The organism is Citrobacter sp. CFNIH10, from assembly GCF_002934585.1.
Taxonomy (GTDB): domain Bacteria; phylum Pseudomonadota; class Gammaproteobacteria; order Enterobacterales; family Enterobacteriaceae; genus Citrobacter_A; species Citrobacter_A amalonaticus.
In genome coordinates this window covers 3,929,427-3,956,137 of record NZ_CP026216.1, presented here as the reverse complement: position 1 = coordinate 3,956,137, position 26,711 = coordinate 3,929,427, and the positions used below count along the sequence as shown (strand labels likewise).

Here is a 26,711-nt window from a genome sequence, read left to right as displayed (position 1 = left end):
AATCACAGGCGTTGACCGCGTAACTTTACGCCGAACCGCCTGTTTTTCCGTCATGCTGTCAATATTTGTTGACAGAATCCTTCCTGGTTCCCCATTCCTGGCTTATCATCATATCTATAGCTCATTATTCAGTTGAAGGTTCCCCCATGCGTCTGGAAGTCTTTTGTGAAGACCGACTTGGTCTGACTCGCGAATTACTTGATTTACTGGTGCTACGCAGCATCGATTTGCGCGGTATAGAGATTGACCCCATCGGGCGAATCTACCTTAACTTTGCTGAACTGGAGTTCACTAACTTCAGCAGTTTAATGGCGGAAATTCGCCGCATTGCAGGCGTCACCGATGTACGCACTGTGCCATGGATGCCATCAGAGCGGGAGCACCTCGCGCTTAGCGCGCTGCTTGAGGCACTGCCTGAACCTGTTCTGTCGCTGGATCTGAAAAGCAAGATTGAGATAGCGAACCCGGCAAGCTGCCAGCTGTTTGCGCTTAACCCGGAGCGGATGCGCAACCATACCGCTGCGCAACTGATCAACGGTTTTAACTTCCAGCGCTGGCTGGAAGGCAATCCGCAGACGTCCCATAACGAATGGAAGGGACTTCCCCTGATTATGCGCCTGATTAACTCTTGTGCAATCATGGGGTACACATCGTCCCGGAGGAATTCGTTATGACTATCACGACTGTCGGTATCGATCTTGCTAAAAATGTGTTTGCTGTTCACGGTGTTGATCAAAATGGTAGAACTGTTCTGGTTAAGCCTAAAGTATCGCGTGCTGCACTTCCTGAGTTAATTGCAAGTTTGCCTCCCTGTGTTATCGGGATGGAAGCATGCTCCGGGGCTCACTACTGGGCAAGATTGTTTCGGCAGTATGGTCATGAGCCACGTCTGATGGCTGCTAAGTTTGTATCGCCTTATCGTATGGCCGGAAAATCAGGAAAAAATGATGCAGCTGATGCTCAGGCTATCTGTGAAGCTGTTCGTCGTCCGCATATGCGGTTCGTACCAGTGAAAGACGAAAGCCAGCAGGCCATGCAGTGTTTACATCGTACCCGTCAGGGTTTTATCGAAGAGAAAACAGCAACGTATAATCGTCTGCGAGGATTGATATCTGAATTCGGTGTCATCGCGCCACAAAGTGCTGATGCCCTGCGCCACATGGTTTCTGTGCAGAAGAGCTCTTTACCGCTTCAGGTTCAGCAATGTGTTGATGATTTGATGGAACACGTTGATCGCATTGAAGCTAACATCACTGAATATGACCGAATTTTGTCCCACATAGCCAAAACAGATCATCGCAGTCAGCGGCTGATGGAGCTAAAGGGCGTTGGTCCCACAACGGCCTGTGCACTGGTCGCCAGTATCGGTAATGCACATGATTTTAAAAATGGACGTCAACTGGCAGCCTGGCTGGGGCTGACGCCATCACAATACAGCAGCGGGGGAAAGTCGAAACTCGGCAGGATCACAAAAGCCGGTGATTCGTATCTGCGAACGCTTCTGGTTCAGGGGGCTCGTTCAGTGCTTATTGGCGCCGGGAAAAGGACTGACTCATTCAGCCGTTGGGTTTGTATGTTGGTTGAGCGCAGAGGGTACTGGCGGGCTGTTGTGGCCATCGCCGCCAAAAATGCGCGGCTGTGTTGGGCATCACTACATTACGGTGATGATTTCCGGCTGTACTCAGTCAACTAAAGCTCGAAGCTGTATAACCATCTGACCTGCAATTCGTTGATGATAAAGGGTTAGACCCCGTGAGGCCTATCTGGCTATTGTACAGGATATACGTATCCGCTTAACGAACAAGAACCTCACGCGCGTCTTTCATCAGGGCCCGAATCGATGACGATTCATCATGGCCGTTTATAGTACCGCAGTCTCTCCCCTTTATTTTTACTGAAGAGCAGACAGAAACCATAAATACCGGCTTTGACATGCCGGGGAAGTCCTTATAGTACATGTGGTGATCAACGGGCAGAATTTCCTGATGGAAATCACGCCGGTTTATCTGCAAGGGGAAACTGACGAAACCATGCTCACCGGTGCGGTGGTCATGCTGCGTTCAACACTCCGGATGGGACGTCAGTTGCAGAATCTGGCAACCCAGGATGTCAGCGCTTTTAGCCAAATCATCGCCGTCAGCGGCAAAATGAAGCATGTTGTCGAACAGGCGCGCAAACTGGCGATGCTGAGTGCGCCGCTGTTGATTACCGGCGATACCGGCACCGGTAAAGATCTGTTTGCGTATGCCTGTCACCAGGCCAGCCCGCGCGCGGGCAAACCGTATCTGGCGCTCAACTGCGCGTCGATCCCTGAAGATGCGGTGGAAAGCGAACTGTTTGGTCATGCGCCAGAAGGCAAAAAAGGCTTCTTCGAGCAGGCAAACGGCGGTTCGGTGCTGCTTGATGAGATTGGTGAAATGTCGCCGCGCATGCAGACCAAGCTACTGCGGTTCCTCAATGACGGTACGTTTCGTCGGGTGGGGGAAGATCATGAGGTACATGTCGATGTGCGCGTGATCTGTGCGACGCAAAAGAATCTCGTTGAACTGGTGCAGAAAGGGCTGTTTCGCGAAGATCTCTATTATCGCCTTAACGTGCTGACGCTGAATCTGCCGCCGCTGCGCGATTGTCCGCAGGACATCATGCCGCTGACTGAACTGTTTGTGGCGCGTTTCGCCGATGAGCAGGGCGTGCCGCGTCCTAAACTGGCTGCCGATCTCAGTACGGTATTGACCCGTTACGGCTGGCCCGGCAATGTGCGTCAACTGAAAAACGCCATCTACCGGGCGCTGACGCAGCTTCAAGGTTACGAACTGCGACCGCAGGATATTTTGCTGCCTGACTACGATGCGACGACGGTTGCGGTAGGTGAAGATGCGATGGAGGGGTCGCTGGATGATATCACCAGCCGTTTTGAGCGCTCAGTGTTAACCCAGCTTTACCGCAGTTATCCCAGTACCCGCAAGCTGGCGAAACGCCTGGGGGTTTCCCATACCGCGATTGCGAATAAGCTGCGTGAATATGGCCTGAATCAGAAGAAGGGCGAAGAGTAAAAAAATGCCTCCGAAATGGAGGCATTTTTGTATGACGGGGACCTTACGCTTTCAGGACTTCCAGCGCAGCGGCATAGTCAGGTTCGTTGGTAATTTCATTCACCAGTTGACTGAAGATGACGTTGTCATTTTCATCCAGAACGATGACCGCACGCGCAGCCAGACCTTTCAGCGGGCCTTCGGTGATTTCAACGCCGTAGTTTTTCAGGAATTCAGCGTTACGCAGCGTGGACAGCGTGATAACGTTGCTCAGACCTTCAGCGCCACAGAAGCGGGACTGGGCAAACGGCAGATCGGCAGAAACACACAGCACCACGGTATTGTCGATTTCGGTGGCCAGTTGGTTAAACTTACGTACCGATGCGGCGCAAACGCCGGTATCGATGCTCGGGAAAATGTTCAGGACTTTGCGTTTGCCAGCAAACTGGCTCAGTGCGACGTCAGACAGATCTTTTGCCACGAGGGTAAAAGGCTGCGCTTTGCTACCCGCTTGAGGAATGGAGTTGGCGACTGCAACCGGGTTGCCCTGGAAATGAACGGTTTGTGACATGGTTATCTTCCTGTTTACATATAGTTAACGTCACAGCTAGTTTATGCCAACAGCCGATAACACGGCAAACGCTATTTCGGTGAAGCGCACAAACCACCACGTCATTGCTTAAGGAGAAAAAATGCGTTCTGTGAAGGTATACGAGGAAGCCTGGCCGTTACATACCCCTTTTGTGATTGCCCGTGGCAGCCGCAGTGAGGCGCGTGTCGTGGTGGTTGAACTGGAAGAAGAGGGTGTGAAAGGGATTGGTGAGTGCACGCCCTATCCGCGTTACGGGGAAAGTGATGCCTCCGTAATGGCACAGATCATGAGCATTGTCCCGCAACTGGAAAAGGGGTTGACCCGGGAAGCGCTGCAAAAACTGCTCCCGGCAGGTGCGGCACGCAACGCGGTTGACTGTGCGCTGTGGGATCTCCAGGCACGCCAGCAGCAACAAACGCTGACGGAAACCCTTAACGTGGCGTTGCCGACGACAATTGCCACCGCACAGACCGTCGTGATTGGTAGCCCGGAACAAATGGCGGCCAGCGCAGCGGCGCTATGGGAAGCCGGAGCCAGGCTGCTGAAGGTGAAGCTGGACGATCGCCTGATCAGCGAACGTATGGTGGCGATTCGGTCGGCAGTACCGGAGGCGACCTTAATTGTCGATGCCAATGAGTCCTGGCGGGCGGAAGGGCTGGCGGCGCGCTGCCAGCTGTTAGCCGATTTGGGTGTCGCGATGCTGGAACAACCGCTTCCGGCGCAGGATGATGCCGCGCTGGAAAATTTTATCCATCCGCTGCCGATCTGCGCCGATGAGAGCTGTCATACCCGTAGCAGCCTGAAAGCGCTTCATGGGCGTTATGAAATGGTCAATATCAAGCTGGACAAAACCGGCGGACTGACCGAGGCGCTGGCGCTGGCTACCGATGCCCGCGAACAAGGATTTGCCCTGATGCTGGGCTGCATGCTTTGCACGTCACGGGCCATTTCTGCCGCATTACCGCTGACGCCGCAGGTCAGCTTTGCCGATCTTGATGGTCCTACCTGGCTGGCGGTCGATGTGGAGCCCGCATTGCACTTTACGACCGGACAACTGCATCTTTAGGATGCCAGCGCAGAAGCGTGGACATCGCCTGGAGATATTTCTCGCTGGCCTCATCTGATGAGATCGGTGGGAATTCCGCTGTGATGCAGTGTAAATTCAGATCCGCACACCAACTGCCGAAAGAGCCGGGCGTTTCGTAACCAACGCTTGTCACCAGCGGTAGTTCGAACGCTTGCGCCAGCCATTCACCGAGCTCGCTGCTTTTGGGATCTTCAATACAGGCCAGTGGGTCATGGAAAGAAACCACCCACGCGGGGTGAATGCGGTGAATGAGCTGACATAACGCCTGAGTTTCCGGTTCCGAACCCGGATGATCCCCTGTCAACAGCACCACGTCACGCGTTTCCGCAGCGCTGTTCCAGCGATAAACCGTCTCGCCGGCTTTCCAGTTTGCTGACGGAAAATTGCGATTAAGGTCGACGCCGTTAGCGTTCGCACGCAAACCGAGCTGACAGCCGTCCGGGTTCACTGCGAGGATCACATGGTGGCGGCGCAGTGAAGGCGTCAGCGTGCGCAGTGCGCAGGAGAGCGTGACCACCGATGCATTTTCGTCACCATGCGTTCCCGCGATAATCAAGCCACTGTCACGACTGGCGACGGCTGCCGGAAACCAGATCAGCGGTGCGCCCAACAGTGAACGACCATAATGTTCAGTTCCTGGCGGGAAGGCGCCGCGTTCGGCGCGAGGGCGGGTAACGGTCATAAGCGTCTCTGAATTCAGGGATTATTACTCGCAGTGTTGTGCAAATTGGGTCGATAATCAAATCGTTTTCGCATGGACGGATTTTTAGTCGTAATATCAATTTTCTGCAGGAAGATGTTTGCATTTCCTTCAGGCGAAACAAATAATTACGCCATCGTGAATAAGCCGGATTGAGGGGACTCTATGAAGCACGCTGTTTCAGTAACCTGTTGTGCGCTGTTGGTTAGCAGCATTTCTCTGTCATATGCTGCGGATGTTCCCAGCGGAACGGTACTGGCAGAGAAGCAGGAGCTGGTTCGCCATATAAAAGATGAACCGGCGACGCTTGATCCGGCAAAAGCGGTTGGCCTGCCGGAAATTCAGGTTATTCGCGATCTGTTTGAAGGACTGGTGAACCAGAACGAGAAGGGTGAAATCGTACCTGGCGTCGCCACGCAATGGAAAAGCAACGACAATCGCATCTGGACGTTTACGCTGCGGGATAATGCGCGTTGGTCAGATGGTACGCCGGTGACCGCCCAGGATTTTGTCTATAGCTGGCAACGCCTGGTGGATCCGAAAACGCTGTCGCCCTTTGCCTGGTTTGCCGCGCTGGCAGGGGTCAATAACGCCCAGGCGATCATTGATGGCAAAGTGACGCCCGATAAGCTCGGTGTGACCGCCATTGATGCCCGCACCCTGAGAGTGCAACTGGATAAGCCGCTGCCGTGGTTCGCCAACCTCACCGCCAGTTTTGCGTTCTATCCGGTGCAAAAAGCCAACGTGGCAAGCGGTAAAGACTGGACCAAACCGGGCAACCTGGTGGGGAATGGCGCCTACGTGTTGCAGGATCGCGTGGTGAATGAAAAGCTGGTGGTGGTGCCGAATACGCAGTACTGGGATAACGGAAAAACGGTGCTGCAAAAAGTGACTTTCCTGCCAATTAATCAAGAGTCATCGGCCACTAAACGTTACCTGGCGGGTGACATTGATATCACCGAATCATTCCCGAAAAATATGTACCAGAAGCTGTTAAAGGACATTCCAGGGCAGGTTTATACGCCACCGCAGTTGGGAACCTATTACTACGCCTTTAACACGCAAAAAGGGCCAACGGCGGATTCCCGCGTGCGTCTGGCGCTGAGCATGACCATTGACCGTCGCATTATGGCGGAGAAAGTATTGGGTACCGGGGAAAAACCGGCCTGGCACTTTACGCCGGACGTCACTGCCGGTTTTACGCCTGAACCGTCTCCGTTCGAACAGATGAGCCAGGAAGAGCTGAATGCCCAGGCGAAAACGCTGTTGCGTGCGGCGGGATACGGTCCGCAGAAACCGCTTAACCTGACGCTGTTATACAACACCTCTGAGAACCACCAGAAAATCGCCATCGCGGTGGCCTCGATGTGGAAGAAAAACTTAGGTGTGGATGTGAAGCTGCAAAACCAGGAGTGGAAAACTTACATCGACAGCCGTAATACCGGGAATTTCGATGTGATTCGTGCTTCCTGGGTGGGGGATTACAACGAGCCTTCGACCTTCCTGTCGCTGCTGACGTCGACGCACTCAGGCAATATTTCCCGTTTTAACAACCCGGCGTATGACAAAATCATCACTCAGGCGACGATGGAAAACACGGATAAAGCGCGTAATGCGGACTACAATGCGGCGGAAAAAATCCTCATGGAGCAGGCACCCATTGCGCCAATTTATCAGTACACCAACGGGCGCTTAATCAAACCGTGGCTGAAAGGGTACCCGATCATGAACCCGGAAGATGTGGCCTACAGCCGGACCATGTATATCATCAAGCACTAACCCTCCGTCAGCAGGCGCGGAAACGCGCCTGCCGTTCACACCGTATAAATGCGGATATCATGTTCGCGAAACGCCTCGCAATACGCCTTGCTGATATTCGCTTCAACTACCATGACATCGATCTCACTGCTCTGGGCGACGACATAGCGAGCCACCGCCGGGATCTTGTCCGCCGTCAGCGCGACAATGGTCTCATTACACTGTCGGATCACTGCGCGTTTGAATTCACAATCGGCGTAATCAAACCCGGTCAGACCGGATTCCGGCGCCATCGCGCAGCCGCCGATAAACCCCTGGTCGAATAACATCCCCTGAACCTGCGCAATCGCCGAAGCGCCGACGCAACCACCAGAAGAGCGCTGCAGCTGACCGCCGAGCATGATGACGTCATACAGGGGCTTTTTTAACAGTACGGCAGCGATTTCCGGCGAGTTGGTCACCACGGTCAGAGAAAGTTCTGCCGGAAGCGCCTCCGCCATCGCCAGGTTGGTCGTACCGGTATCGATAAAAATACAGCTACCGGATTTGACCAGTCGTGCACATTTTTTCGCGATGCTGCTCTTTTGGTCGGGCTTCTTCGTTTTGCGAATGGTATAGTCACCCGCTTCCGGCAGCATCATGACCGCGCCGCCATACACCTTCTTGCAGATGCCTTCCTTGCTGAGTTCATGGAGATCGCGGCGAATCGTGTGCTCCGAGACGTTCAGCCGGGAGGCGAGGTCACTGCATACCACGCGCCCATTCTCCTGCAGGATCTGCTGAATCAGGGCTTGTCGTTGTTCCGGGAAAGCTGCATAATCGAGCATGATAAATCCTGAAAACCATATCATCGAGCAATATAGCGCATGATCGGGCAAAACGGTCAGTGCTGTCAACATTCTGACGGGTTGAAACGAGGTGAAACATGAAAATCGCACATATGGCGTTATGGACCACAGAACTGGAAGCGCAGGCGCGCTTCTGGACCGGTTTTTTTGGCGGGACGCTTAATGAGAAATACATCAGCAAGAACAACCCCGGATTTGAGTCTTATTTTGTGCGTATCGGTGATGATATTGCGATTGAACTGATGACGAAACCCGTCCTGCGAGCCCTGCGCCCGGATAACCAGACGACCGGGTGGGTGCATCTGGCAATCGCGGTTGGCAGTGCTAAAAAAGTGGATGCGCTGGCAAAAAAAGCACGGGCGCTGGGGATCCTGGTTTCACCACCGCGCACGACCGGGGACGGTTATTATGAAGCGGTCATCAAAGACCCGGACGGGAATTTCATCGAAATTGTTGAATGAACATAAAATAACGCATTGTCTGAGTAAGGAGCCTCAGGTAAATATGTCCTGAGGCTATCACGAGTCGGGCAGGGGCGTTTTAAATTAACCCTGACTGCTATTATTGAGATAGAGTGTCTGGCTCGGGAAGGCGAAATCAGCGCCATGGCTCTGCACGATATCAATAATGTTAAGATAAACCTGTTGTTGAACCGCTAACCACTCTTCCCAGACCGTTGTTCGGGTAAAACAATACACCATAATATTTAATGAAGAGTCACCAAAGCCGTTAAAATAGACCAGCAGCGTTTGTTGCTGATCGATATCGGCATGGGTTTGTAGCATTTGTCGAATAGCATTGACGATCGTGCCCACTTTGCTGGCATCTTCGTAACGTAACCCGACAACCGTGTTGATTCGACGGTTACTCATCCGACCGGGATTCTCTACGCTAATCGAGGAAAATACAGAGTTTGGAACGTATAACGGACGGTGATCAAAGGTGGTGATTTTGGTCATCCGCCAGCCAATTTCCGCCACGGTGCCTTCGATATTGCGATCCGGGGAACGTACCCAGTCGCCGATACTGAAGGGGCGATCGAAATAAAGCATAATGCCGGAAAAGAAGTTACTCAGGATATCTTTCCCTGCCATGCCCACGGCGATGCCGCCGATGCCGCCAAAGGTGAGTAACCCCGACAGGCTCATGCCGAAGTGTTCACCATAAAGCAAAATAATGACGACAATGAGGGTGATTTTGATAATCCGCGATAAAATTCGCGCGCTGGTGACGTCTCGCCCTTTTTTAATTTGCGATTTTTCAAACTGATTAATCACCAGAAACAATTTAATAGTCAGAATCAGGGCGATCAACGACGTACAGACAAAGTCGATAATACTGGATGAAACCGCGCTGATATTATAGTAGCTAATAATGGTATTAGCGATTCGTCCTAATGTACCGATAATCAGCGCATAAATAAGAAACTGAGCCGTATGGAAGACAAACCCTTTCTTGCGTTTATGTGCATGACGAAAGAAAACATTCATCAGAATCAAGCTAAAGACGCTACTCAAAATAACCGTCAGATTGAAGATGTTTTTTACGAACAGCTCTGCAAACATATTTATCCCCGGCTTTCCGCTGCCACTGACATGAAAAAAATAAACTACAATTCGATAATGGTACTCAGGATAAACATTCAAGTCATCAATAAAAAGGGGGAATAAATAGCGCTTTTAGCGTTTTTACGCAAAGGCGCTTTCAATGTGACGGATTTGTCAGGGGAACTGATGCAGACTTTTTCATATTGTCATGGTATTGTTGCGCTAAGGTGACAAAAGTTTGGTGACAGAAGGACACTATGATGATAATGGAAAAGCTGAAGACGGCGAAGGGCAAAAAGTTTCTGCTCTGCCTGCTGGGTGTGTTTATTATTGCCGCATCGGTTGTCACGCGCGCCACGATCGGTGGGGTGATTGAACAGTATGATATTCCGCTTTCTGACTGGACGACGTCGATGTATGTCATTCAGTCATCAATGATTTTCGTCTATAGCCTGGTTTTCACTGTGCTGCTGGCCATCCCGTTAGGAATTTATTTCCTCGGCGGTGAGGACAAGCATTAAAAGAAAAGGCCCAAATCATTGGGCCTTTCGTTTTTTACACAACGCGTTAGTCGTCTTCCTCGTCGTCAAGCTCAACGGGCGTCTGGTACTGGTCGGGTTTGATGACCAGCAGGTCACAACGCAGATGATCGATGACCTGTTCTGCTGTATTCCCCAGGAAGGCAGCGGAAATGCCCGTGCGGCCCACTGTACCCAGAACCACAATCCCCGCCTGCAGATGTTCCGCTAAATCGGGGATTACCTCTTCCGGTAATCCTTTCTCAACGTGTGTAACTTTCTCGTCGATACTGAATTTTTGCCGCAGCGCTTTCATTGCCAGCAGGTGCTGACCGCGAATCGCATCGTTGTAGACGCTGGGATCAAATTCCGGCAGTTCAATCGCGATGTTGATCGGCGTGACAGGGTAGGCCCCGACCAGATGCACCTCTGTATGGTTGACCTGTTCGGCGAGTTGCAGCGTCTCTTTTACCAGCTTCTCATTCAACGCATTATGGTAGGGTTCTTCACTGGCCAGGTTTACCGCCACCAGCGCTTTACCGCCTTCCGGCCAGGGTTGATCTTTCACCATCCACACCGGACTTGGGCATTTACGCAGCAGATGCCAGTCGGTAGGAGTGAAGATCACTGCTTCCAGTCGGTCATGCTGGTGCGCCATTTTCAGCACCAGATCGTGTCCGCCGCTGATCACTTCCTGAATAATGGCTTCAAAAGGACGGTTGTGCCAGACCACTTTAATTTCAACAGGAACGCCTGCTTCAATATAGTATTTTGCTTGTTCGCGTATCCACGCCGTCCGCTGACTAATGACACCCTGACGCATTGCCGTACGCTCATCAGGCGACAACAGGGTGGTCATCTCGTAGGAAAAGTCATAGATCGGCAAAAAGGCTTTAATTTTGCCACCAATCCGTTGATGCAAATAAACCGCACGCCGTAACGCAGGTTGATCGTCCTGATTCGGATCGATAACCACCAGCATGTTTTGATACATAGCCATACAGGGTCTCCTTACAACTGTCATCGCAGTTTGTAACTAAAAGAGTAACCCAAGAATGTGAATTGAAACAGGGAAGAACCTTCTGTCAGATCAATAAATCAGGAAAATTTAACGATTCGACAGAAGGGTTTCAGAAGGGTTGCGGAAAGATTAAGCAACGTTGCGGGTGTGTCCGGCGAGAACCGCCAGCGCATCACTGTTTTCGATAGTGATGTATTTCCCTTTCACCGCCAGCATTCCGCTTTTCTGGAAACGACCCAACAAACGGCTGATTGTTTCAACAGTCAGGCCCAGGTAGTTACCGATATCGCCACGGGTCATGGTCAGACGGAATTCACGTGGAGAGAAGCCACGCTGCGCAAAGCGACGAGACAGGTTATAGATAAATGCCGCCAGACGCTCTTCCGCGTTTTTCTTCGACAGCAACAGGATCATATCCTGGTCACCTTTGATCTCACCACTCATCAGACGCATCATCTGCTGACGCAGATTAGGCATTTTGCCGGACAGATCATCAAGAGTCTCAAACGGGATTTCACAGACCATTGAGGTTTCCAGTGCCTGCGCAAAACTCGGATGATGGCCGCTACCAATCGCGTCGAAACCGACCAGGTCGCCCGCGAGATGGAAGCCGGTGATTTGCTCATCGCCTTGTTCAGTAATGGTATAGCTCTTGATCGTACCGGAACGAATGGCATAGAGCGATTTCAGCTCATCACCCGCTTTAAACAGCGTCTGGCCTTTCTGGATCGGCTTTTTACGCTCGATAATATTATCAAGCTGATCAAGCTCATGCTCGTTAAGTGTGAACGGGATGCAAAGCTGGCTGATACTGCAATCCTGGCAATGGATAGCACAACCGCCAGACTGAATGCGCCGTATAATTCGCTTTTCCGGGATCATAGGTCTGCTCAAGCCGTAATTGATATTTGTCAATTTTAACATCTTTTTGGTGAGCACGTAAGTCTGAGGTCACCCCAATAGCGGATAATTCCGACATGTGTGAATAAAATATTTCTATCCCTTTGAAAAACCTTACTTTCCCTGTGGCGTCTTTACGTAAAAGTGTGAGCAAGAAGGCACGAATTGCCTGGATACTACAGCAACAGGTAACCTTCATGGCGCAACAACCACTCTTTCCGCTGCACGCCACCGGCGTAACCGGTCATGGTGCCGTTACGTCCGATCACGCGGTGGCAGGGCACCACGATGCTGATCGGATTTGAACCGTTCGCCGCGCCAACCGCTCGCGCCGCACCAGGGCGTCCCAGTTGCTCAGCCAACTGACCGTAGTGCATCACCTGACCACAAGGAATAGTGCGTAAGGTTTGCCAGACTTCCCGCTGAAAAGGAGTGCCGCCGGTGGCGGTTGGCAGCGTATCGATCGCGCTGAGGTTACCGGCAAAATAGTCGGCAAGTTTGTCGCACAGACCGCCCGGATTGGTCGCACTAATACGGGTATAACCTTGTGCGCGGTAATGAATATCCAGCAGTTGCACCATGCGCTCACTGTACTGTTCCCACTCGATAGCGCGAAGTCTGAACTGCTCGTCGCAAATGACCCAAAGTGGGCCCAGCGGGGTCATCATTTTCTCTTCCAGTAGTGTCAGCATCGGTTGCCTCGTTGGCATGCAGTCGGTGGGGCATCAACGTATCATGGTCACTGCCAGCAGTGCTATACCCCTGATTTGGGATAAAAAAATAGAGCCTGTCGACATCCGCCAGACTCTACAGTACACACAGCAGTTTATCCTTCATCTATGCCCGTTATTTTTCCTGGTGGCGGGTAATGTCTTATAGCAAGAACCGTTTAACTATGCCAGCAAACTGGAGTGATTGATTTCACGAAAATCTAAGGTAAATCAACCAGATTAAACGGCACTGCTGCACTGTTTTACTCTGAGTAAAACCAGCGTTAATTAGTAAAGCAAAGGTATGTGACACGTGGATGTTTACTGGAAGCATCTGTAAACCGTTGTCGCCCTCCAGGGGGACGGCTATGATAGTAGCTGCCTTTAAAAAGCGGGAGGACACAGCATGAATCTTGACGACAAATCGTTATTTCTTGACGCCATGGAGGATGTTCAGCCGCTGAAACGTTGCGCCGACGTACACTGGCAGCCCGTGCGCAATGTGCGGACCCCGCAACGTATTGATACACTCCAGCTTGATAATTTTCTCACCACCGGTTTTCTGGAGATCGTCCCGCTGGCGCAACCTTTAGAGTTTCGCCGTGAGGGGCTGCAACAGGGCGTACTCGATAAGCTGCGTACGGGGAAATACAGCCAGCAGGCGAGCCTCAATCTGTTGCGTCAGCCGGTGGAAGCCTGTCGTCAACAGCTGTATAGCTTTCTGCTCCAGTCGTTACGCGATGGGCTGCGCAATGTGCTGATTATTCATGGTAAAGGGCGAGACGATAACTCACATGCCAACATCGTGCGCAGCTATCTGGCACGTTGGTTGACCGAATTCGACGAGGTTCAGGCCTACTGCACGGCTCTGCCACATCACGGCGGCAGCGGAGCGTGCTATGTGGCGTTGCGTAAATCCGCACAGGCGAAGCAGGAAAACTGGGAACGTCACGCCAAGCGCAGCCGTTAATGCAGTAAAAGCGACAACTCCTGCGCGGCTTTTTGCAGCTCGGGCAGTACGCGGCTGCGCAGTTCGTCCGCCGTCACCTGTCCGGCATGTACACCCACATTCAGCGCCGCCTGGACCTGACCCTGGCTGTTCATCAGTGGCACAGCAATGGACCGCAGCCCCATTTCCAGTTCCTGATCGTTGAGCGCATAGCCCTGCTGCCGGACTCTCTTCAGTTCGGCGCGCAGGGCGGGGACGGAATCCACAGTCTGCGAGGTGTAGCGGATCATGGTGATACGCCCGAGCATGTCGTTCAGCTTGTCCTCAGAAAGATGGCTAAGCAAAACGCGTCCCATTGAGGTGGACCACGCAGGCAGCCGACTGCCGATGTCCAGATCGATGGTCATAATGCGTGAGCTGGAGGCGCGGGCGATATACAAAATATCGTCACCGTCGAGGGTGGCGATGGAACAGGATTCATTGAGCATTTCGCTCAGATGTTTCAGAACCGGTTGAGTGGCGCGAGCCAGCGGAGTGGAGGCCAGATAGGCATGTCCCAGTGCCAGGATCCGCGGACGCAGTTCGAAATTTTTCCCATCTTCGGCATAAACGAAACCCAGTTTTCCCAGCGTATACAGACAGCGTCTGACTGCCGCGCGCGGGATCCCGGTTTTCTGGCTAATCTGCGATATCGACATAACCCGTCGCTGCGGCGTGAACGCCTGAATCACCTCCAGCCCGCGTGCCAGTGATGCCATATAGTTTGGATCGCCCTTAAACGGATCGGTCTCATTGTTCAGACGGTCATCAGGATGTTTTTCCACTGTTTTCCTCTCGTTGTTCGCCACGGATCACATTCTTCGTACAAACATAAACGATGTTCGATTATCGCACCATATTTCGATTATCGCCCTTGCCTGACTTCGTTAAGTGGGTCACATTTTGTGCGAACAACGCAAAAATGTGCGAAATCCGCACCACAAGGAGCGAGCTGATGATTGATAAAAGTGTGCCTTCGCTGGAGGAGGCCATCGCCGGGATCCCGGACGGTGCGACCATCATGATTGGTGGTTTTGGTACGGCCGGACAACCCACCACATTGATTGATGCGCTCATCGCGCAGGGGGCTCGCGACCTTACCATCATCAATAACAATGCGGGTAACGGTGAAGTCGGTCTGGCGGCACTGTTGAAGGCCAGACGCGTACGCAAAATGATCTGCTCTTTTCCGCGTCAGGTGGATTCACAGATTTTCGATGACCTGTATCGCCGTGGCGAGGTTGAACTGGAGCTGGTACCCCAGGGGAATCTGGCGGCGCGCATTCAGGCTGCCGGTGCTGGCCTGGGGGCTATCTATACGCCAACAGGCTACGGTACGCCGCTGGCTGAAGGCAAAGAAACCCGCCACATCGAAGGGAAAAACTATGTGCTCGAATACCCGATTAACGCCGATTTTGCCCTGATAAAGGCGGATCAGGCCGATCGCTGGGGGAATCTGGTGTACCGCAAAGCGGCACGAAACTTTGGTCCGATCATGGCGACCGCCGCGCAAACCACGGTGGTGGAGGTGAATCAGATTGTCCCTCTCGGCGAGCTTGATCCCGAGCACGTCATCACGCCGGGGATTTTTGTCCAGCGCGTATTTTCTCTGGAAAACCTCACCCACGCCGCGCTGCGCGCCTAAGGAGTAAACGATGAAGAAATTATCCCGTGACGAAATGGCCAGACGCGTAGCGCAGGATATCCCGGAAGGGGCATACGTCAATCTGGGGATTGGTTTACCAACCCGTATCGCCAACTACCTGCCTGCGGAAAAAGAGATTTTCCTGCACAGTGAAAATGGTCTGCTCGGGATGGGGCCAAAACCGGCGGAAGGGGAAGAAGATCCGGAGCTGATTAATGCCGGGAAAGAGTACGTCACGCTGTTGCAGGGCGGTTGCTATTTCCACCATGGTGACTCCTTCGCCATGATGCGCGGCGGGCACCTGGATATCTGCGTGCTGGGGGCGTATCAGGTCTCAGCCTCCGGGGATCTCGCCAACTGGAGCACCGGCGCGCCGGACGCCATTCCCGCTGTGGGCGGCGCGATGGATCTGGCGATCGGCGCGCGTCAGGTATTTGTGATGATGGACCATCTGACCCGCGACGGCGAGTGCAAACTGGTTGAACACTGTACCTATCCCTTAACCGGCATGGGCTGCGTCAGCCGCATTTATACCGACCTGGCGGTGATCGACATTACCGATTCGGGACCGGTTGTCCGGGAAATTTTTAATGGTCTGTCTTTTGAGGAACTGCAACGTCTGACGCCGGTGACTCTGAGCTGTGAACCGCTGGCGCAAAGCGCATAAGGAACTATGATGAATCAGGCATTTATCTGCGATGCAGTGCGCACACCGTTTGGTCGATTCGGCGGAACGCTGGCGAACATCAGGGCCGACGATCTGGCCGCTATTCCACTGAAAGCACTGCTTGAACGCAACCCAGGCCTTGATCCTGCGGCGATCGATGACGTGATTTACGGCTGTGCGAATCAGGCGGGAGAAGATAACCGCAACGTGGCGCGGATGGCGCTGCTGCTGGCCGGGTTGCCGGAAAGCGTCCCGGGCAGTACGGTAAACCGTCTGTGTGGTTCCAGCCTCGATGCCATTGGTATTGCCGCGAGAGCGATTAAAAGCGGCGAAACACAGCTGATGATCGCCGGTGGCGTGGAGAGCATGTCACGTGCGCCGTTTGTGATGGGCAAAGCGGAAAATGCGTTCAGCCGCAACATGAAAATCGAAGACACTACGATTGGCTGGCGCTTTATCAACGCGCAAATGAAAGCCCGCTATGGCGTGGATTCTATGCCGGAAACGGCAGAAAACGTGGCGCAGGAGTTTGGCATAACGCGCGCCGATCAGGATGCGTTTGCGCTGCGCAGCCAGTTGAGAACCGCTGCCGCTCAGGAGCAGGGGCTATTTGCACAAGAGTTAATTTCAGTGACAGTGTCACAAAAAAGAGGCGAGCCGCTGCTTTTTGGCAAAGATGAACATCCGCGTGCGACATCGCTGGAGGCGCTCGCCAGGCTGAAAGGGGTCGTCCGTCCTGACGGTACCGTGTCGGCGGGCAATGCGTCTGGCGTTAACGACGGTGCCTGTGCGCTCCTCATCGCCAGCGAGCAGGCGATGGCGCAGCAAAGTCTGCACCCACTGGCGCGGATTGTCGGCGTGGCAACTGCCGGCGTCGCCCCGCGAATTATGGGGTTTGGCCCGACGCCAGCGGTCCGTAAAGTACTGGCGCAGACGGGCTTAACGCTTGGCCAGATGGATGTTATCGAGCTTAACGAGGCGTTTGCCGCGCAGGCACTGGCGGTGATGCGTGATTTGGGGTTACCCGATGATGCCGCGCAGGTGAATCCTAACGGCGGTGCGATTGCCCTCGGTCACCCGTTGGGGGCATCAGGTGGGCGTCTGGCGATGACCGCCGCTTACCAGTTGCAGCGTACCGGCGGACGCTATGCACTCTGTACCATGTGCATTGGCGTCGGCCAGGGGATCGCATTGATTATTGAACGTGTGTAAGGAGCAGGAATGACCTTGCTAACCCCGTTGATGCGCGGAACGGCGCTCACGGCAGAATTTTCAGACATCCAGCTTCTTCAGGGGATGCTCGATTTTGAGGCCGCGCTTGCCCGTGCGCAGGCGGCCTGCGGCGTGATACCGGCAACGGCTGTCGGGCCTATCACCCAGGCTTGTCATGCGCAGGAGTTTGATCGACAAGCACTGGCAGAATCGGCGCGGGCGGCGGGCAATCTGGCCATTCCGTTGGTGCAACACTTAACCGCGCGGGTGAAGCGTGAGGATCCTGACGCCGCACGTTACGTACACTGGGGGGCAACCAGCCAGGATGTGATCGATACCGGACTGGTCCTGCAATTGCGAGTGGCGCTCAATCACACGCAATGTGCGCTGAGTCAATTGACGGCGGTCTTTGCTCAGCAGGCGCATCGCTATCAGCATACCGTCATGCCGGGTCGCACCTGGATGCAGCAGGCGCTGCCGGTGACCTGGGGGCTAAAACTGGCCGGTACGCTTGATGCGCTGCTGCGCTGGCAGGAACGCCTGCAATCGCTGTTGCCGCGTGTGCTGGTGCTGCAGTTTGGCGGTGCGGCGGGAACGCTGGCGTCACTTGGGCAGAACGCGCTACCGGTGGCAGAGCGACTCGCGCAGGAACTGGCGTTGACGTTGCCAGATACGCCCTGGCATACCCAGCGCGATCGGCTGCTGGAAGTGGGGGCATGGTACGCCGGTGTCGGCGGTACTCTCGGTAAGTTTGCTCAGGACTTCGCGCTGCTGATGCAGACCGAAGTGGCGGAAGTGAGCGAACCCGCCGTCGCGGGTCGGGGCGGATCGTCGGCGATGCCGCACAAGCGAAATCCGGTGAGCTGCGCGGCGATCCTCACTGCCATGCAGAAAACGCCGGGACTGATGGCCACACTCTACAACAGTCAGTTACAGCAGCATGAACGTGCGCTCGGCGGCTGGCAGGCAGAATGGGAAGTTCTGCCGGAGATCGTCATGCTGGTCGGGCACGCAATTGAGGAAACCCAATCGCTCGTCCTGAATATGCAGGTCTTCCCGCAAAAGATGCGTGACAATCTGGATATCACTCAGGGCCTGATGATGGCGGAATCGGTCACGCTGGCATTGGCGGCGTTTATCGGCAAGCAGGATGCCCATCATCTGATTGAAAGGCTGTGCCATCTCGCGGTGACAAGCGGTCATTCCCTGCATTCGGTACTCGTTGAGGAGCCGCAGGTGATGGCCCATCTTAATGAATCTCAACTGGTGGCGTTACTGGACCCAGGCACGGCAACGGGCTGCGCGGCGCAGTTTGTGCAACGCGTGCTTGCACGTTATGAGGAACAACAGCATGGAACTGAATTACCAGATTGATGGCCCGGACGACGCGCCGGTGGTAGTGCTATCCAATTCTCTCGGTACGACGCTTGCGATGTGGGCGCCACAGCTTGCGGCGCTGAGCGCGCAATATCGAGTGCTGCGTTATGACACCCACGGACATGGCGCGACGAACAATATGGGGCCAACCGATCTCGCCCGGCTGGGGCAGGATGTGATTGCGTTACTCGATCACCTGGATATCCCGGCAGCGCATTTTTGCGGGATCTCAATGGGAGGACTCACCGGGCTGTGGCTGGCCTGTCATCAGCCGCAACGAGTGCTGAGCGTAACAGTGATTAACAGCGCTGCACGTATAGGCGACGAGGCGAGTTGGCGCGCCCGCGCGCAAAGCGTTCGTCAGAATGGACTGCGCGAGATTGCCGCCAGCGCCCCGGAACGCTGGTTCAGCCCTGCTTTTCGTCAGTCGGCACCGCAAACGGTCGCTGCATTGTGTGAGCAACTCGCCGCGTCGTCAGCCGAAGGGTACGCCGCCTGCTGTGAAGCGCTGGCAACGGCCGATTTGCGTGAGCAAATTGCCGGGATCACACGGCCAGTGCTGCTGATTGCCGGTGAAAATGACCCCGTCACCACGGTGGACGACGCTCAGTTTATGCACCAGCGTATTGCCGGTTCTGTACTGGCTGTGGTGAAGGCGTCCCATTTATCCACTATTGAAGCGCCGGGTGCGGTGAACGCGGCGTTGTTATCGTTTCTGGGAGGACAATATGCAGGATGAAGAACGTTATCAGCAGGGAATGGCCGTACGCAGGGCGGTTCTGGGCGATGCGCATGTTGACAGGACGGTGGAAAACCTGACGCCGCTGAATGAAGAATTTCAACACTTTATTACCCGTTATGCCTGGGGCGATATCTGGAGCCGCCCCGGACTGGATCGGCATACGCGCAGTATGATAACCATTGCGATGCTGATTGCGTTAAACCGCGAAGCGGAGCTAAAAATGCATCTCAATGCCGCGTTCAACAACGGCGTGACGCGTGAGGAGTTGAAAGAGCTGATCATGCATTCGGCACTTTATTGCGGTCTGCCCGCCGCCAATGCGACATTGCATCTGGCACAGCAAGTTTTTGACCAGCGCGACGCCGACGGGAAGTAAATCAGGCCCCCGGCGGCGGTGCGTGTCGTCGGGGACGCTGTTTCTCAGGCGGCCAGTACCCGGTTTCTGCCATCATTTTTGGCCCGGTAAAGCGCAGCATCCATCCGCTTAAACAGTTCATCGATACTTTCGTTCGGTTCGCGGTGGGCCACGCCAATGCTCACGGTAAAGCGCGGTAGGCCGGGAAGCCCGATTTTCGCGACCGACGCGCGGATGGATTCGGCTAACTGCAACGCGGTCTCCAGCGGCGTGCGCGGTAACAACAGGACAAACTCCTCGCCGCCCCAGCGAAACACTAAATCCCCTTTGCGTGCGCAGGACTCCAGGTTTCGCGCCAGCTCGCAGAGAACCTCATCGCCTTTCAGGTGACCATACAGGTCATTAATGCTTTTAAACCGATCGGTATCAATGAGCAGCAGGCTGTAGTCCTGTGCCAGGGTGAGATGCTGCATCTGCCCCTGTTCGGTCAGTTGATAGAACTGGCGGCGATTGAGCAGTCCGGTGAGTGCGTCATGCAGGGCGGCGCGCTCCAGTTCCTGTTCAAGACGTTTCTGCTCGGTAATATCGTGAATGATGCACAACATCAGTCTGTCGCCGTAGATTTCAATCGGCCCGGCATAGGTTTGCACATGGCGGGTGGTGCCATCGGCAATTTTATGGACAAAATTCAGCGGCTTATGCCCACCCGGCAGTCGCGCAATTTCATGCATAACAGGCAGAACCTGGCGACCCAACATATTGATTTCCCATGTGTGTTTTTGGCACATCGCCTCCAGGCTGTAGCCGTAGAAATTGAGCGCCGCCAGGTTGGCGTCGACAATCAGACCATCTCTTGACGGATCGATCAGCAGCATAGGGGCGGAGTTCGTGAGAAAAAATCGGGCATAAAATCCCTGCTTTTTACGCTGATAGGTGGCAGACCGGCTGGCTTTCAACCCCTGTACCGCCGGGATATCAATGCCTTCGAACAGAATGACTTCACCGGTTCCTGGCAGATCGTTAATCGATAACCGACAGGTGAGTGCGGCCTGATGATTTTCACGGGGCACCGTCAGAATCTCGACAATATCCCGCTGGCGGCGAAGATCGGTAATATAGTTCGGCAACGTATTCTGCGCATGGGTGGAATACACCCCTTTACGCAGCTGGCTGAAGGTGTACCCTTGCATCACCTCTCTGGCGATACGATTGGCAAAAACTAATTCTTCGGTACAGGGGGAGACGATCCAGACCGGCTGTGTTAATAAATCCAGTGCATTCAGGTTGTGCGAAATCATCAGTAATCCTGTTCTTTTTATTAATTATTGTGCGACCATGCCGATGAAATGCTTTGACCAGATCCCCATACCAAGCGTAATACCGCCCGATAAGCGCCAGAATGCCGATTCTCGCCGCACAGAAATAGCCACTTTACACGCGCACGCTGTCGAGGGAGACAAATGCAGCGATGAACGCAACAAGAAACGAGATGCTGATTCAAACGGGCGCCCATGATACGTGCAACATCTGGCTTTCCATCGAATGTCTGTCGTGCAGTTAAATTTAGCAGGGATTCATCCATTCGCATGAGAAATGAAAGGTCAGCTACTGGAATTTTTGCCCACCTCATTAACGTCCAGAGGCGAAAAGCGGCAAGAGCACGAGTGCGCTTATTAACACGTTATGAAATCTAATCATTTAAGCCAGATTAAACGTTCATCAATGATGAGTGTCGTATCACTTAATTGTTAAGCAGTAGAATCGCTTGGGAGGGTAAGGGAAAGCGGCCTCACCTCATGATGAACAATAAGAATAAGGTAAACTTAATCGGCAATATCCTTCTTTAAGGTAAATTTTATGGATCTCTGCGTGAAGTTTGGACAGAGAGCGGAACGAGAAGAATATATGCTTTTCTGATGCTATATAAATATGACCTGCCATATTAACCTCTAACAGGTTTAAAATGTTAAAACACATTAGCGTCAGAACATTTATTATCGTATTTCTGCTATTTACCTTTGGCCTGATTAACACTGTGCAAATAATGTACTCGGTCAGGCTGCCGGTTATTATTTCAATGAACGTGATTTTTTTGTTGGCGTTATTCGCCTTATGGTGCTACATGACAATATATCTTGTCACGCCCATTAATACCGTAAAGAAAAGTATTGAACAGGTGACAGCGGGAAATCTCGCCGTTTATATTCCCGAATTTGGTAATAACTGTGCCGGGAGACTGATTCCGGGTATCAACAGCTTATCCGGCAGTATCGCGACGCTGGTACGTGAGATCCGACTTTCCTCGAAGACGGCGCTGTTGTTGTCAGAGCAACTGGCCGCCCGTAGCGCTGAATTATCCGTAAAAACGGAGCAGCAGTCTGCCTCTTTAATTCAGACGGCGGCCAGCATGGAACAGATGGCGGCCAGCACGCGTAACAACGCTGACCACACGCGACTTGCTAACCAGCAGGCCAATAGCGCGATGCAATGTGCATACAAAGGCAGCGAATTAATGGTTCAGGTTGCCAGCAACATGCATTCGATTACGACTTGTACCCAGCAAATGACAGAAATAATTACCCTGATTGATGATATTGCGTTTCAGACCAATATTCTGGCCCTGAATGCCGCAGTCGAAGCGGCGCGCGCCGGTGAGCAGGGAAAAGGATTTTCCGTGGTGGCGACGGAGGTGCGAAATCTGGCGCACAGAAGTGCCGAAGCCGCAAAAAATATTCGGGGGCTTATCGACGTCACCCATCAAAATGTGCAGCAAGGCGCAACGGTTGTGGGCGAGACAGAAAAGAATATGCAGGAAATCGTCCAGGGCGCTGGGCAGTTAAGTCAGTTGATGCATGAAATATCAACCACCACGGCGGAACAGGAAAAAGGAATAAATCAGATAACCCAGGCAATGAATGAACTGGAAAAAGTTACTCAAAGTAACGCGTTGATGGTGGATGAATTATCCGGATTGTCGGATGTACTGAAATCACAGGTTGTCGATCTCCAGTCGAAAACCCATCAGTTCCGTTTAAGTGATGCAACAGAAGCGATTTCTCCCTCAGCGCACAAGCGCTACGCTCGCGGGTTTTCATAAGCCCTGATAACACATTGGGAGAATGAGTGGTTGCTTAACATTCGTCGACAGCTAGACTAACCAGAAAAGCGCGAAGTATGGGAGGCAAAATGGAAGCCATTAAAGGGTCTCAAGTTAGTGTGCCGGATGCCGTATTTGCCTGGTTGCTGGATGGCAAGGGCGGTGTGAAACCGCTGGAAGATGATGATGTGATCAGCCGTGAGCATCCGTGCTGGCTGCATCTGAACTACACGCATCCGGACAGCGCGCAATGGCTGGCGACGACGCCGCTACTGCCGAATAATGTCAGGGATGCGCTGGCGGGGGAAAGCCTTCGTCCACGCGTCAGCCGTCTGGGTGAAGGGACGCTTATTACGTTACGCTGCATCAATGGCAGTACGGATGAGCGCCCGGACCAACTGGTGGCGATGCGTCTGTATATGGATGAACGGCTGATTGTCTCCACGCGTCAGCGGAAGGTGCTGGCGCTCGACGATGTCGTCAGCGATCTCCAGGAAGGCACCGGACCAGTTGACTGTGGCGGTTGGCTGGTGGACGTATGCGATGCGCTGACCGATCACGCCAGCGAATTTATCGAACAGTTACACGATAAAATCATCGATCTTGAAGACAATCTGCTCGATCAGCAAATCCCGCCGCGCGGCTTCCTCGCGTTATTACGAAAACAATTGATTGTGATGCGCCGCTATATGGCACCGCAGCGCGATGTCTATTCGCGACTGGCTAGCGAGCGTCTGGCGTGGATGACGGACGATCAGCGACGCCGGATGCAAGATATTGCCGACCGACTGGGCAGGGGGCTGGATGAAATTGATGCCTGTATCGCCCGCACGGGCGTTATGGCGGATGAAATTGCCCAGGTAATGCAGGAGTCGCTGGCAAGACGTACCTATACCATGTCATTGATGGCGATGGTTTTCCTTCCCAGCACGTTTCTGACCGGACTGTTCGGCGTCAATCTCGGCGGCATACCCGGTGGAGGGTGGCAATTTGGCTTTTCACTCTTTTGTATTCTGTTAGTGGTTCTGATTGGTGGTGTTACTTTATGGTTGCATCGTAGTAAATGGTTGTAAAAACGGGTGTTTTAAGAGATTTCTCTGCCTAAAAACGGCTTTAAGATTGAGCGAAGTCAATAAATAGCACGCCTGTTCGGGGCAATATCACTCTTGCAGGTGAATGCAACGTCAAGCGATGGGCGTTGCGCTCCATATTGTCTTACTTCCTTTTTTGAATTACTGCATAGCACAATTGATTCGTACGACGCCGACTTAAATAAGTCGGCTTTTTTTTGCCTGTACGTTTTCAGCGACTACCCTGAAAGGGAGCCAATGAAATCCCGGAGGCAAAAATGTTCCATCTGTTAACTCACCGCCAACAAGACATTCATTTCTCGGATCCCGTTCCCACCGATCCCGTTCCTGTGCCCGATCCAATCCCACGTCCACAGCCGATGCCCGACCCGCCGCCCGACGAAGTACCGATTAAGTTGTCGCATCACAGCCGCAGATCTGCGAGGATACGCGCCTGCCGACTGTGAGTCGTTTACCGTGAGATTAAATTGTGACTGCTTTTGCTACCCTGAATGTATTACCCGCCGCCCAGCTCGAGAATCTGAACGAGTTGGGGTATCTGTCCATGACCCCTGTCCAGGCGGCGGCGCTGCCAGCGATCCTTGCCGGGCAGGATGTGCGGGTGCAGGCAAAAACCGGCAGCGGTAAAACGGCAGCATTTGGTCTCGGTTTGTTACAGCATATTGATGCCACTCTGTTTCAGACGCAGTCGCTGGTTCTGTGCCCGACGCGCGAACTGGCGGATCAGGTGGCCGGTGAACTACGTCGTCTGGCGCGTTTCTTACCGAATACCAAAATCCTGACGCTTTGCGGTGGTCAACCCTTCGGAGCACAGCGCGATTCTCTTCAGCACGCGCCGCATATTATCGTCGCCACGCCTGGTCGTTTGCTCGACCATTTGCAAAAGGGCACCGTTTCGCTGGACGCGTTGACCACGCTGGTGATGGATGAAGCAGACCGGATGCTGGATATGGGATTCAGTGACGCAATCGACGAGGTGATCCGTTTCGCGCCCGCGTCGCGTCAGACGCTATTGTTTTCGGCCACCTGGCCGGAAGCGATTGCCGCAATCAGCGGTCGCGTGCAGCGAAATCCGCTCGCTATCGAAATTGACACGGTGGATGCGCTCCCCGCCGTCGAACAGCAATTCTATGAAATCTCTGCACACGGTAAGATACCGCTGTTGCAAACGTTGCTCAGTCAGCATCAGCCGGCTTCCTGCGTGGTGTTCTGTAATACTAAAAAGGATTGTCAGGCGGTGTGCGATGCGCTCAATGAGGCCGGGCAAAGCGCGCTGGCGCTTCATGGCGATCTGGAACAGCGAGACCGCGATCAGACGCTGGTGCGTTTTGCCAACGGCAGCGCGCGGGTGCTGGTGGCGACGGATGTTGCGGCCCGCGGGCTTGATATCAAATCGCTGGAGCTGGTGGTGAATTTCGAACTGGCGTGGGATCCGGAGGTGCACGTCCACCGGATTGGCCGTACCGCGCGCGCCGGGAACAGCGGTCTGGCTATCAGTTTTTGTGCTCCGGAAGAGGCGCAGCGGGCGAATATTCTCTCTGAAATGCTGCAGATCCGCCTTAACTGGGTCCCTGCGCCAACGCAACGCAGCGTTACGCCGCTGGTCGCTGAAATGATGACATTGTGTATCGACGGTGGCAAGAAAGCCAAAATGCGTCCAGGCGATGTGCTGGGGGCGTTAACCGGAGATATGGGGCTGGATGGCGCGGACATTGGCAAAATTACCGTGCATCCGGCGCATGTCTATGTGGCGGTCCGTCAGTCGGTCGCGCATAAGGCATGGAAACAACTGCAGAATGGGAAGATTAAAGGTAAAACCTGTCGGGTGCGTTTACTGAAATAAACCCGAGTTGGGCCGGAGATGAAAACGATCCGGCCCATGGCTATTACTTCACTTCGACAACGTTCAGGCGAAGTTCATCAAGCTGATTATCGTCTTCTTCCGGTTGCCAGCCTGCAGGCTGGAGCGGGATCTCTTCACGATCAAATGCCAGATCGCCGCCATCAATAACGTCAGAACCGTGCTTAATCCCTTTGAAGTCGAAAAGGTTAATGTCGCTCAGGTGTGAAGGCACCACGTTCTGCATGGCGCTGAACATGGTTTCAATACGGCCTGGATAACGCTTATCCCAGTCACGCAGCATATCGGCAATCACCTGACGTTGCAGGTTTGGTTGCGAACCGCACAGGTTGCAAGGGATGATCGGGAAGCCTTTGGCTTCAGCAAAGCGTTCGATATCCTTCTCACGGCAGTAAGCCAGTGGGCGGATCACGATATGTTTACCATCATCGCTCATCAGTTTCGGCGGCATCCCTTTCATTTTCCCGCCGTAGAACATATTCAGGAACAGGGTTTGCAGAATGTCGTCGCGATGGTGACCCAGCGCAATTTTAGTCGCACCCAGCTCCGTCGCCGTGCGATACAGAATACCGCGACGCAGGCGTGAACAAAGAGAGCAGGTGGTTTTGCCTTCCGGGATCTTATCTTTCACGATCCCATACGTGTTCTCTTCAACTATTTTGTACTCAACGCCCAGTTGCTCAAGATACTCAGGCAGAATGTGTTCAGGGAAACCGGGTTGTTTCTGATCCAGGTTAACGGCAACCAGCGAAAAGCTAATCGGGGCGCTTTGCTGTAGATTGCGCAAAATTTCCAGCATGGTGTAGCTGTCTTTACCACCGGACAGGCAGACCATGATCCGGTCGCCATCTTCAATCATATTGAAATCGGCAATCGCTTCGCCGACGTTACGGCGCAGACGTTTCTGCAATTTATTCAGGTTGTACTGTTCTTTCTTCGTCGCTTGTTGATTTTCTAACATTA

At 53.5% G+C, this 26,711-nt stretch carries 26 protein-coding genes and 2 pseudogenes; 18 read left to right on the top strand and 10 right to left on the bottom strand.

Annotation, left to right across the window (positions count from 1 at the left end):
• Window positions 1-146 precede the first annotated feature (146 nt).
• From C2U53_RS22900 to tyrR, 3 genes and pseudogenes are all read left to right on the top strand, one after another.
• Window positions 147-590: pseudogene (locus tag C2U53_RS22900) on the top strand (transcriptional regulator TyrR); the annotation flags it as partial.
• An 80-nt stretch (window positions 591-670) separates the two neighbouring features.
• On the top strand, window positions 671-1,693 hold the full coding sequence (locus C2U53_RS22895) for an IS110 family transposase (RefSeq protein ID WP_000156887.1): 1,023 nt from the start codon (window positions 671-673) through the stop codon (window positions 1,691-1,693).
• Between the two features lie 262 nt (window positions 1,694-1,955).
• Window positions 1,956-3,053 (top strand): annotated as a pseudogene (gene tyrR / locus C2U53_RS22890) (transcriptional regulator TyrR); the annotation flags it as partial.
• A 43-nt stretch (window positions 3,054-3,096) separates the two neighbouring features.
• Here the strand turns inward: tyrR and tpx are convergent.
• Entirely contained in the window at window positions 3,097-3,603 is a 507-nt protein-coding gene (gene tpx, locus C2U53_RS22885; RefSeq protein ID WP_104446494.1) for a thiol peroxidase, read from the bottom strand.
• 121 nt (window positions 3,604-3,724) lie between these two features.
• Between tpx and ycjG the strand changes: the two genes are divergently transcribed.
• Window positions 3,725-4,690: an L-Ala-D/L-Glu epimerase gene (gene ycjG, locus C2U53_RS22880; RefSeq protein ID WP_043000572.1), complete on the top strand. Its 966-nt coding sequence runs from the start codon at window positions 3,725-3,727 to the stop codon at window positions 4,688-4,690.
• On the opposite strand, the gene mpaA is transcribed toward ycjG, so the two are convergent.
• Entirely contained in the window at window positions 4,665-5,393 is a 729-nt protein-coding gene (gene mpaA, locus C2U53_RS22875) for a murein tripeptide amidase MpaA (protein ID WP_043000573.1), read from the bottom strand. The genes ycjG and mpaA overlap by 26 nt on opposite strands.
• A gap of 183 nt (window positions 5,394-5,576) precedes the next feature.
• Here mpaA and C2U53_RS22870 point away from each other — a divergent pair, with 183 nt between their 5' ends.
• Window positions 5,577-7,190, top strand: a complete 1,614-nt coding sequence (locus C2U53_RS22870) for an ABC transporter substrate-binding protein (RefSeq protein WP_044257762.1) — start codon at window positions 5,577-5,579, stop codon at window positions 7,188-7,190.
• A 35-nt stretch (window positions 7,191-7,225) separates the two neighbouring features.
• On the opposite strand, the gene C2U53_RS22865 is transcribed toward C2U53_RS22870, so the two are convergent.
• Window positions 7,226-7,996 (bottom strand): DeoR/GlpR family DNA-binding transcription regulator, encoded by a 771-nt coding sequence (locus C2U53_RS22865; protein WP_104446493.1) that lies wholly within the window; start codon window positions 7,994-7,996, stop codon window positions 7,226-7,228.
• Between the two features lie 98 nt (window positions 7,997-8,094).
• Here C2U53_RS22865 and C2U53_RS22860 point away from each other — a divergent pair, with 98 nt between their 5' ends.
• Window positions 8,095-8,478 carry a VOC family protein gene (locus C2U53_RS22860; RefSeq protein ID WP_104446492.1) on the top strand — a complete coding sequence of 128 codons (384 nt, stop codon included), beginning with the start codon at window positions 8,095-8,097 and terminating at the stop codon, window positions 8,476-8,478.
• Between the two features lie 84 nt (window positions 8,479-8,562).
• Here C2U53_RS22860 and C2U53_RS22855 read toward each other — a convergent pair whose 3' ends face one another.
• Window positions 8,563-9,582, bottom strand: a complete 1,020-nt coding sequence (locus tag C2U53_RS22855) for a mechanosensitive ion channel family protein (RefSeq protein WP_104446491.1) — start codon at window positions 9,580-9,582, stop codon at window positions 8,563-8,565.
• Between the two features lie 242 nt (window positions 9,583-9,824).
• On the opposite strand from C2U53_RS22855, the gene C2U53_RS22850 reads away from it, so the two are divergent.
• A complete protein-coding gene (locus C2U53_RS22850) occupies window positions 9,825-10,085 on the top strand; it encodes a DUF2534 family protein (protein WP_043001925.1) in 261 nt (86 codons plus the stop codon).
• Between the two features lie 46 nt (window positions 10,086-10,131).
• On the opposite strand, the gene uspE is transcribed toward C2U53_RS22850, so the two are convergent.
• From uspE to ogt, 3 genes are all read right to left on the bottom strand, one after another.
• On the bottom strand, window positions 10,132-11,082 hold the full coding sequence (gene uspE, locus C2U53_RS22845) for a universal stress protein UspE (protein ID WP_043000578.1): 951 nt from the start codon (window positions 11,080-11,082) through the stop codon (window positions 10,132-10,134).
• Between the two features lie 150 nt (window positions 11,083-11,232).
• Window positions 11,233-11,985: a fumarate/nitrate reduction transcriptional regulator Fnr gene (gene fnr / locus C2U53_RS22840; RefSeq protein WP_003020397.1), complete on the bottom strand. Its 753-nt coding sequence runs from the start codon at window positions 11,983-11,985 to the stop codon at window positions 11,233-11,235.
• 194 nt (window positions 11,986-12,179) lie between these two features.
• Entirely contained in the window at window positions 12,180-12,695 is a 516-nt protein-coding gene (gene ogt, locus C2U53_RS22835) for a methylated-DNA--[protein]-cysteine S-methyltransferase (protein WP_043000579.1), read from the bottom strand.
• Between the two features lie 424 nt (window positions 12,696-13,119).
• On the opposite strand from ogt, the gene smrA reads away from it, so the two are divergent.
• The gene (gene smrA, locus C2U53_RS22830; RefSeq protein ID WP_043000580.1) at window positions 13,120-13,683 is read left to right on the top strand and encodes a DNA endonuclease SmrA; all 564 of its coding nucleotides are present in this window, start codon (window positions 13,120-13,122) and stop codon (window positions 13,681-13,683) included.
• Here the strand turns inward: smrA and C2U53_RS22825 are convergent.
• Window positions 13,680-14,486 (bottom strand): IclR family transcriptional regulator C-terminal domain-containing protein, encoded by an 807-nt coding sequence (locus C2U53_RS22825; protein ID WP_043000581.1) that lies wholly within the window; start codon window positions 14,484-14,486, stop codon window positions 13,680-13,682. The genes smrA and C2U53_RS22825 overlap by 4 nt on opposite strands.
• A gap of 170 nt (window positions 14,487-14,656) precedes the next feature.
• Here C2U53_RS22825 and C2U53_RS22820 point away from each other — a divergent pair, with 170 nt between their 5' ends.
• From C2U53_RS22820 to pcaC, 6 genes are read left to right on the top strand one after another with little or no spacing between them, the layout of a single operon-like run.
• Window positions 14,657-15,346, top strand: coding sequence for a 3-oxoacid CoA-transferase subunit A (locus tag C2U53_RS22820; RefSeq protein ID WP_043000582.1), 690 nt, complete (start codon window positions 14,657-14,659; stop codon window positions 15,344-15,346).
• Window positions 15,347-15,356: 10 nt separating this feature from the next.
• A complete protein-coding gene (locus tag C2U53_RS22815) occupies window positions 15,357-16,013 on the top strand; it encodes a 3-oxoacid CoA-transferase subunit B (RefSeq protein ID WP_043000583.1) in 657 nt (218 codons plus the stop codon).
• Between the two features lie 9 nt (window positions 16,014-16,022).
• Entirely contained in the window at window positions 16,023-17,225 is a 1,203-nt protein-coding gene (gene pcaF, locus C2U53_RS22810; RefSeq protein WP_043000584.1) for a 3-oxoadipyl-CoA thiolase, read from the top strand.
• Window positions 17,226-17,234: 9 nt separating this feature from the next.
• Window positions 17,235-18,599: a 3-carboxy-cis,cis-muconate cycloisomerase gene (locus tag C2U53_RS22805; RefSeq protein ID WP_104446490.1), complete on the top strand. Its 1,365-nt coding sequence runs from the start codon at window positions 17,235-17,237 to the stop codon at window positions 18,597-18,599.
• Window positions 18,577-19,341, top strand: coding sequence for a 3-oxoadipate enol-lactonase (gene pcaD / locus C2U53_RS22800; RefSeq protein ID WP_043000586.1), 765 nt, complete (start codon window positions 18,577-18,579; stop codon window positions 19,339-19,341). The genes C2U53_RS22805 and pcaD overlap by 23 nt, the downstream gene beginning before the upstream one ends.
• Entirely contained in the window at window positions 19,331-19,720 is a 390-nt protein-coding gene (pcaC, locus tag C2U53_RS22795) for a 4-carboxymuconolactone decarboxylase (protein ID WP_043000587.1), read from the top strand. The genes pcaD and pcaC overlap by 11 nt, the downstream gene beginning before the upstream one ends.
• Before the next feature lie 44 nt (window positions 19,721-19,764).
• On the opposite strand, the gene C2U53_RS22790 is transcribed toward pcaC, so the two are convergent.
• Window positions 19,765-20,997, bottom strand: coding sequence for a sensor domain-containing diguanylate cyclase (locus C2U53_RS22790; RefSeq protein ID WP_104446489.1), 1,233 nt, complete (start codon window positions 20,995-20,997; stop codon window positions 19,765-19,767).
• 665 nt (window positions 20,998-21,662) lie between these two features.
• Between C2U53_RS22790 and C2U53_RS22785 the strand changes: the two genes are divergently transcribed.
• The 4 genes from C2U53_RS22785 to dbpA all read left to right on the top strand — a co-directional run bounded on the left by C2U53_RS22785 (window position 21,663) and on the right by dbpA (window position 25,730).
• Window positions 21,663-22,796, top strand: a complete 1,134-nt coding sequence (locus tag C2U53_RS22785) for a methyl-accepting chemotaxis protein (protein ID WP_104446488.1) — start codon at window positions 21,663-21,665, stop codon at window positions 22,794-22,796.
• 89 nt (window positions 22,797-22,885) lie between these two features.
• Window positions 22,886-23,869, top strand: a complete 984-nt coding sequence (zntB, locus tag C2U53_RS22780; protein ID WP_043000590.1) for a zinc transporter ZntB — start codon at window positions 22,886-22,888, stop codon at window positions 23,867-23,869.
• 284 nt (window positions 23,870-24,153) lie between these two features.
• A complete protein-coding gene (locus C2U53_RS30620) occupies window positions 24,154-24,333 on the top strand; it encodes a hypothetical protein (protein ID WP_305764052.1) in 180 nt (59 codons plus the stop codon).
• A gap of 23 nt (window positions 24,334-24,356) precedes the next feature.
• Window positions 24,357-25,730: an ATP-dependent RNA helicase DbpA gene (gene dbpA / locus C2U53_RS22770; RefSeq protein WP_104446487.1), complete on the top strand. Its 1,374-nt coding sequence runs from the start codon at window positions 24,357-24,359 to the stop codon at window positions 25,728-25,730.
• A gap of 43 nt (window positions 25,731-25,773) precedes the next feature.
• On the opposite strand, the gene ttcA is transcribed toward dbpA, so the two are convergent.
• Complete coding sequence (gene ttcA / locus C2U53_RS22765) at window positions 25,774-26,709, bottom strand: tRNA 2-thiocytidine(32) synthetase TtcA (RefSeq protein WP_043000592.1); 936 nt, start codon at window positions 26,707-26,709, stop codon at window positions 25,774-25,776.
• Window positions 26,710-26,711: the final 2 nt, after the last annotated feature.

Bases quoted from the DNA above. Each gene is read 5' to 3' on its own strand.
- C2U53_RS22895 (WP_000156887.1), top strand. From the start codon at position 671: ATGACTATCACGACTGTCGGTATCGATCTTGCTAAAAATGTGTTTGCT.
- tpx (WP_104446494.1), bottom strand. From the start codon at position 3,603: ATGTCACAAACCGTTCATTTCCAGGGCAACCCGGTTGCAGTCGCCAAC.
- ycjG (WP_043000572.1), top strand. From the start codon at position 3,725: ATGCGTTCTGTGAAGGTATACGAGGAAGCCTGGCCGTTACATACCCCT.
- mpaA (WP_043000573.1), bottom strand. From the start codon at position 5,393: ATGACCGTTACCCGCCCTCGCGCCGAACGCGGCGCCTTCCCGCCAGGA.
- C2U53_RS22870 (WP_044257762.1), top strand. From the start codon at position 5,577: ATGAAGCACGCTGTTTCAGTAACCTGTTGTGCGCTGTTGGTTAGCAGC.
- C2U53_RS22865 (WP_104446493.1), bottom strand. From the start codon at position 7,996: ATGCTCGATTATGCAGCTTTCCCGGAACAACGACAAGCCCTGATTCAG.
- C2U53_RS22860 (WP_104446492.1), top strand. From the start codon at position 8,095: ATGAAAATCGCACATATGGCGTTATGGACCACAGAACTGGAAGCGCAG.
- C2U53_RS22855 (WP_104446491.1), bottom strand. From the start codon at position 9,582: ATGTTTGCAGAGCTGTTCGTAAAAAACATCTTCAATCTGACGGTTATT.
- C2U53_RS22850 (WP_043001925.1), top strand. From the start codon at position 9,825: ATGATAATGGAAAAGCTGAAGACGGCGAAGGGCAAAAAGTTTCTGCTC.
- uspE (WP_043000578.1), bottom strand. From the start codon at position 11,082: ATGGCTATGTATCAAAACATGCTGGTGGTTATCGATCCGAATCAGGAC.
- fnr (WP_003020397.1), bottom strand. From the start codon at position 11,985: ATGATCCCGGAAAAGCGAATTATACGGCGCATTCAGTCTGGCGGTTGT.
- ogt (WP_043000579.1), bottom strand. From the start codon at position 12,695: ATGCTGACACTACTGGAAGAGAAAATGATGACCCCGCTGGGCCCACTT.
- smrA (WP_043000580.1), top strand. From the start codon at position 13,120: ATGAATCTTGACGACAAATCGTTATTTCTTGACGCCATGGAGGATGTT.
- C2U53_RS22820 (WP_043000582.1), top strand. From the start codon at position 14,657: ATGATTGATAAAAGTGTGCCTTCGCTGGAGGAGGCCATCGCCGGGATC.
- C2U53_RS22815 (WP_043000583.1), top strand. From the start codon at position 15,357: ATGAAGAAATTATCCCGTGACGAAATGGCCAGACGCGTAGCGCAGGAT.
- pcaF (WP_043000584.1), top strand. From the start codon at position 16,023: ATGAATCAGGCATTTATCTGCGATGCAGTGCGCACACCGTTTGGTCGA.
- C2U53_RS22805 (WP_104446490.1), top strand. From the start codon at position 17,235: ATGACCTTGCTAACCCCGTTGATGCGCGGAACGGCGCTCACGGCAGAA.
- pcaD (WP_043000586.1), top strand. From the start codon at position 18,577: ATGGAACTGAATTACCAGATTGATGGCCCGGACGACGCGCCGGTGGTA.
- pcaC (WP_043000587.1), top strand. From the start codon at position 19,331: ATGCAGGATGAAGAACGTTATCAGCAGGGAATGGCCGTACGCAGGGCG.
- C2U53_RS22790 (WP_104446489.1), bottom strand. From the start codon at position 20,997: ATGATTTCGCACAACCTGAATGCACTGGATTTATTAACACAGCCGGTC.
- C2U53_RS22785 (WP_104446488.1), top strand. From the start codon at position 21,663: ATGTTAAAACACATTAGCGTCAGAACATTTATTATCGTATTTCTGCTA.
- zntB (WP_043000590.1), top strand. From the start codon at position 22,886: ATGGAAGCCATTAAAGGGTCTCAAGTTAGTGTGCCGGATGCCGTATTT.
- ttcA (WP_043000592.1), bottom strand. From the start codon at position 26,709: ATGTTAGAAAATCAACAAGCGACGAAGAAAGAACAGTACAACCTGAAT.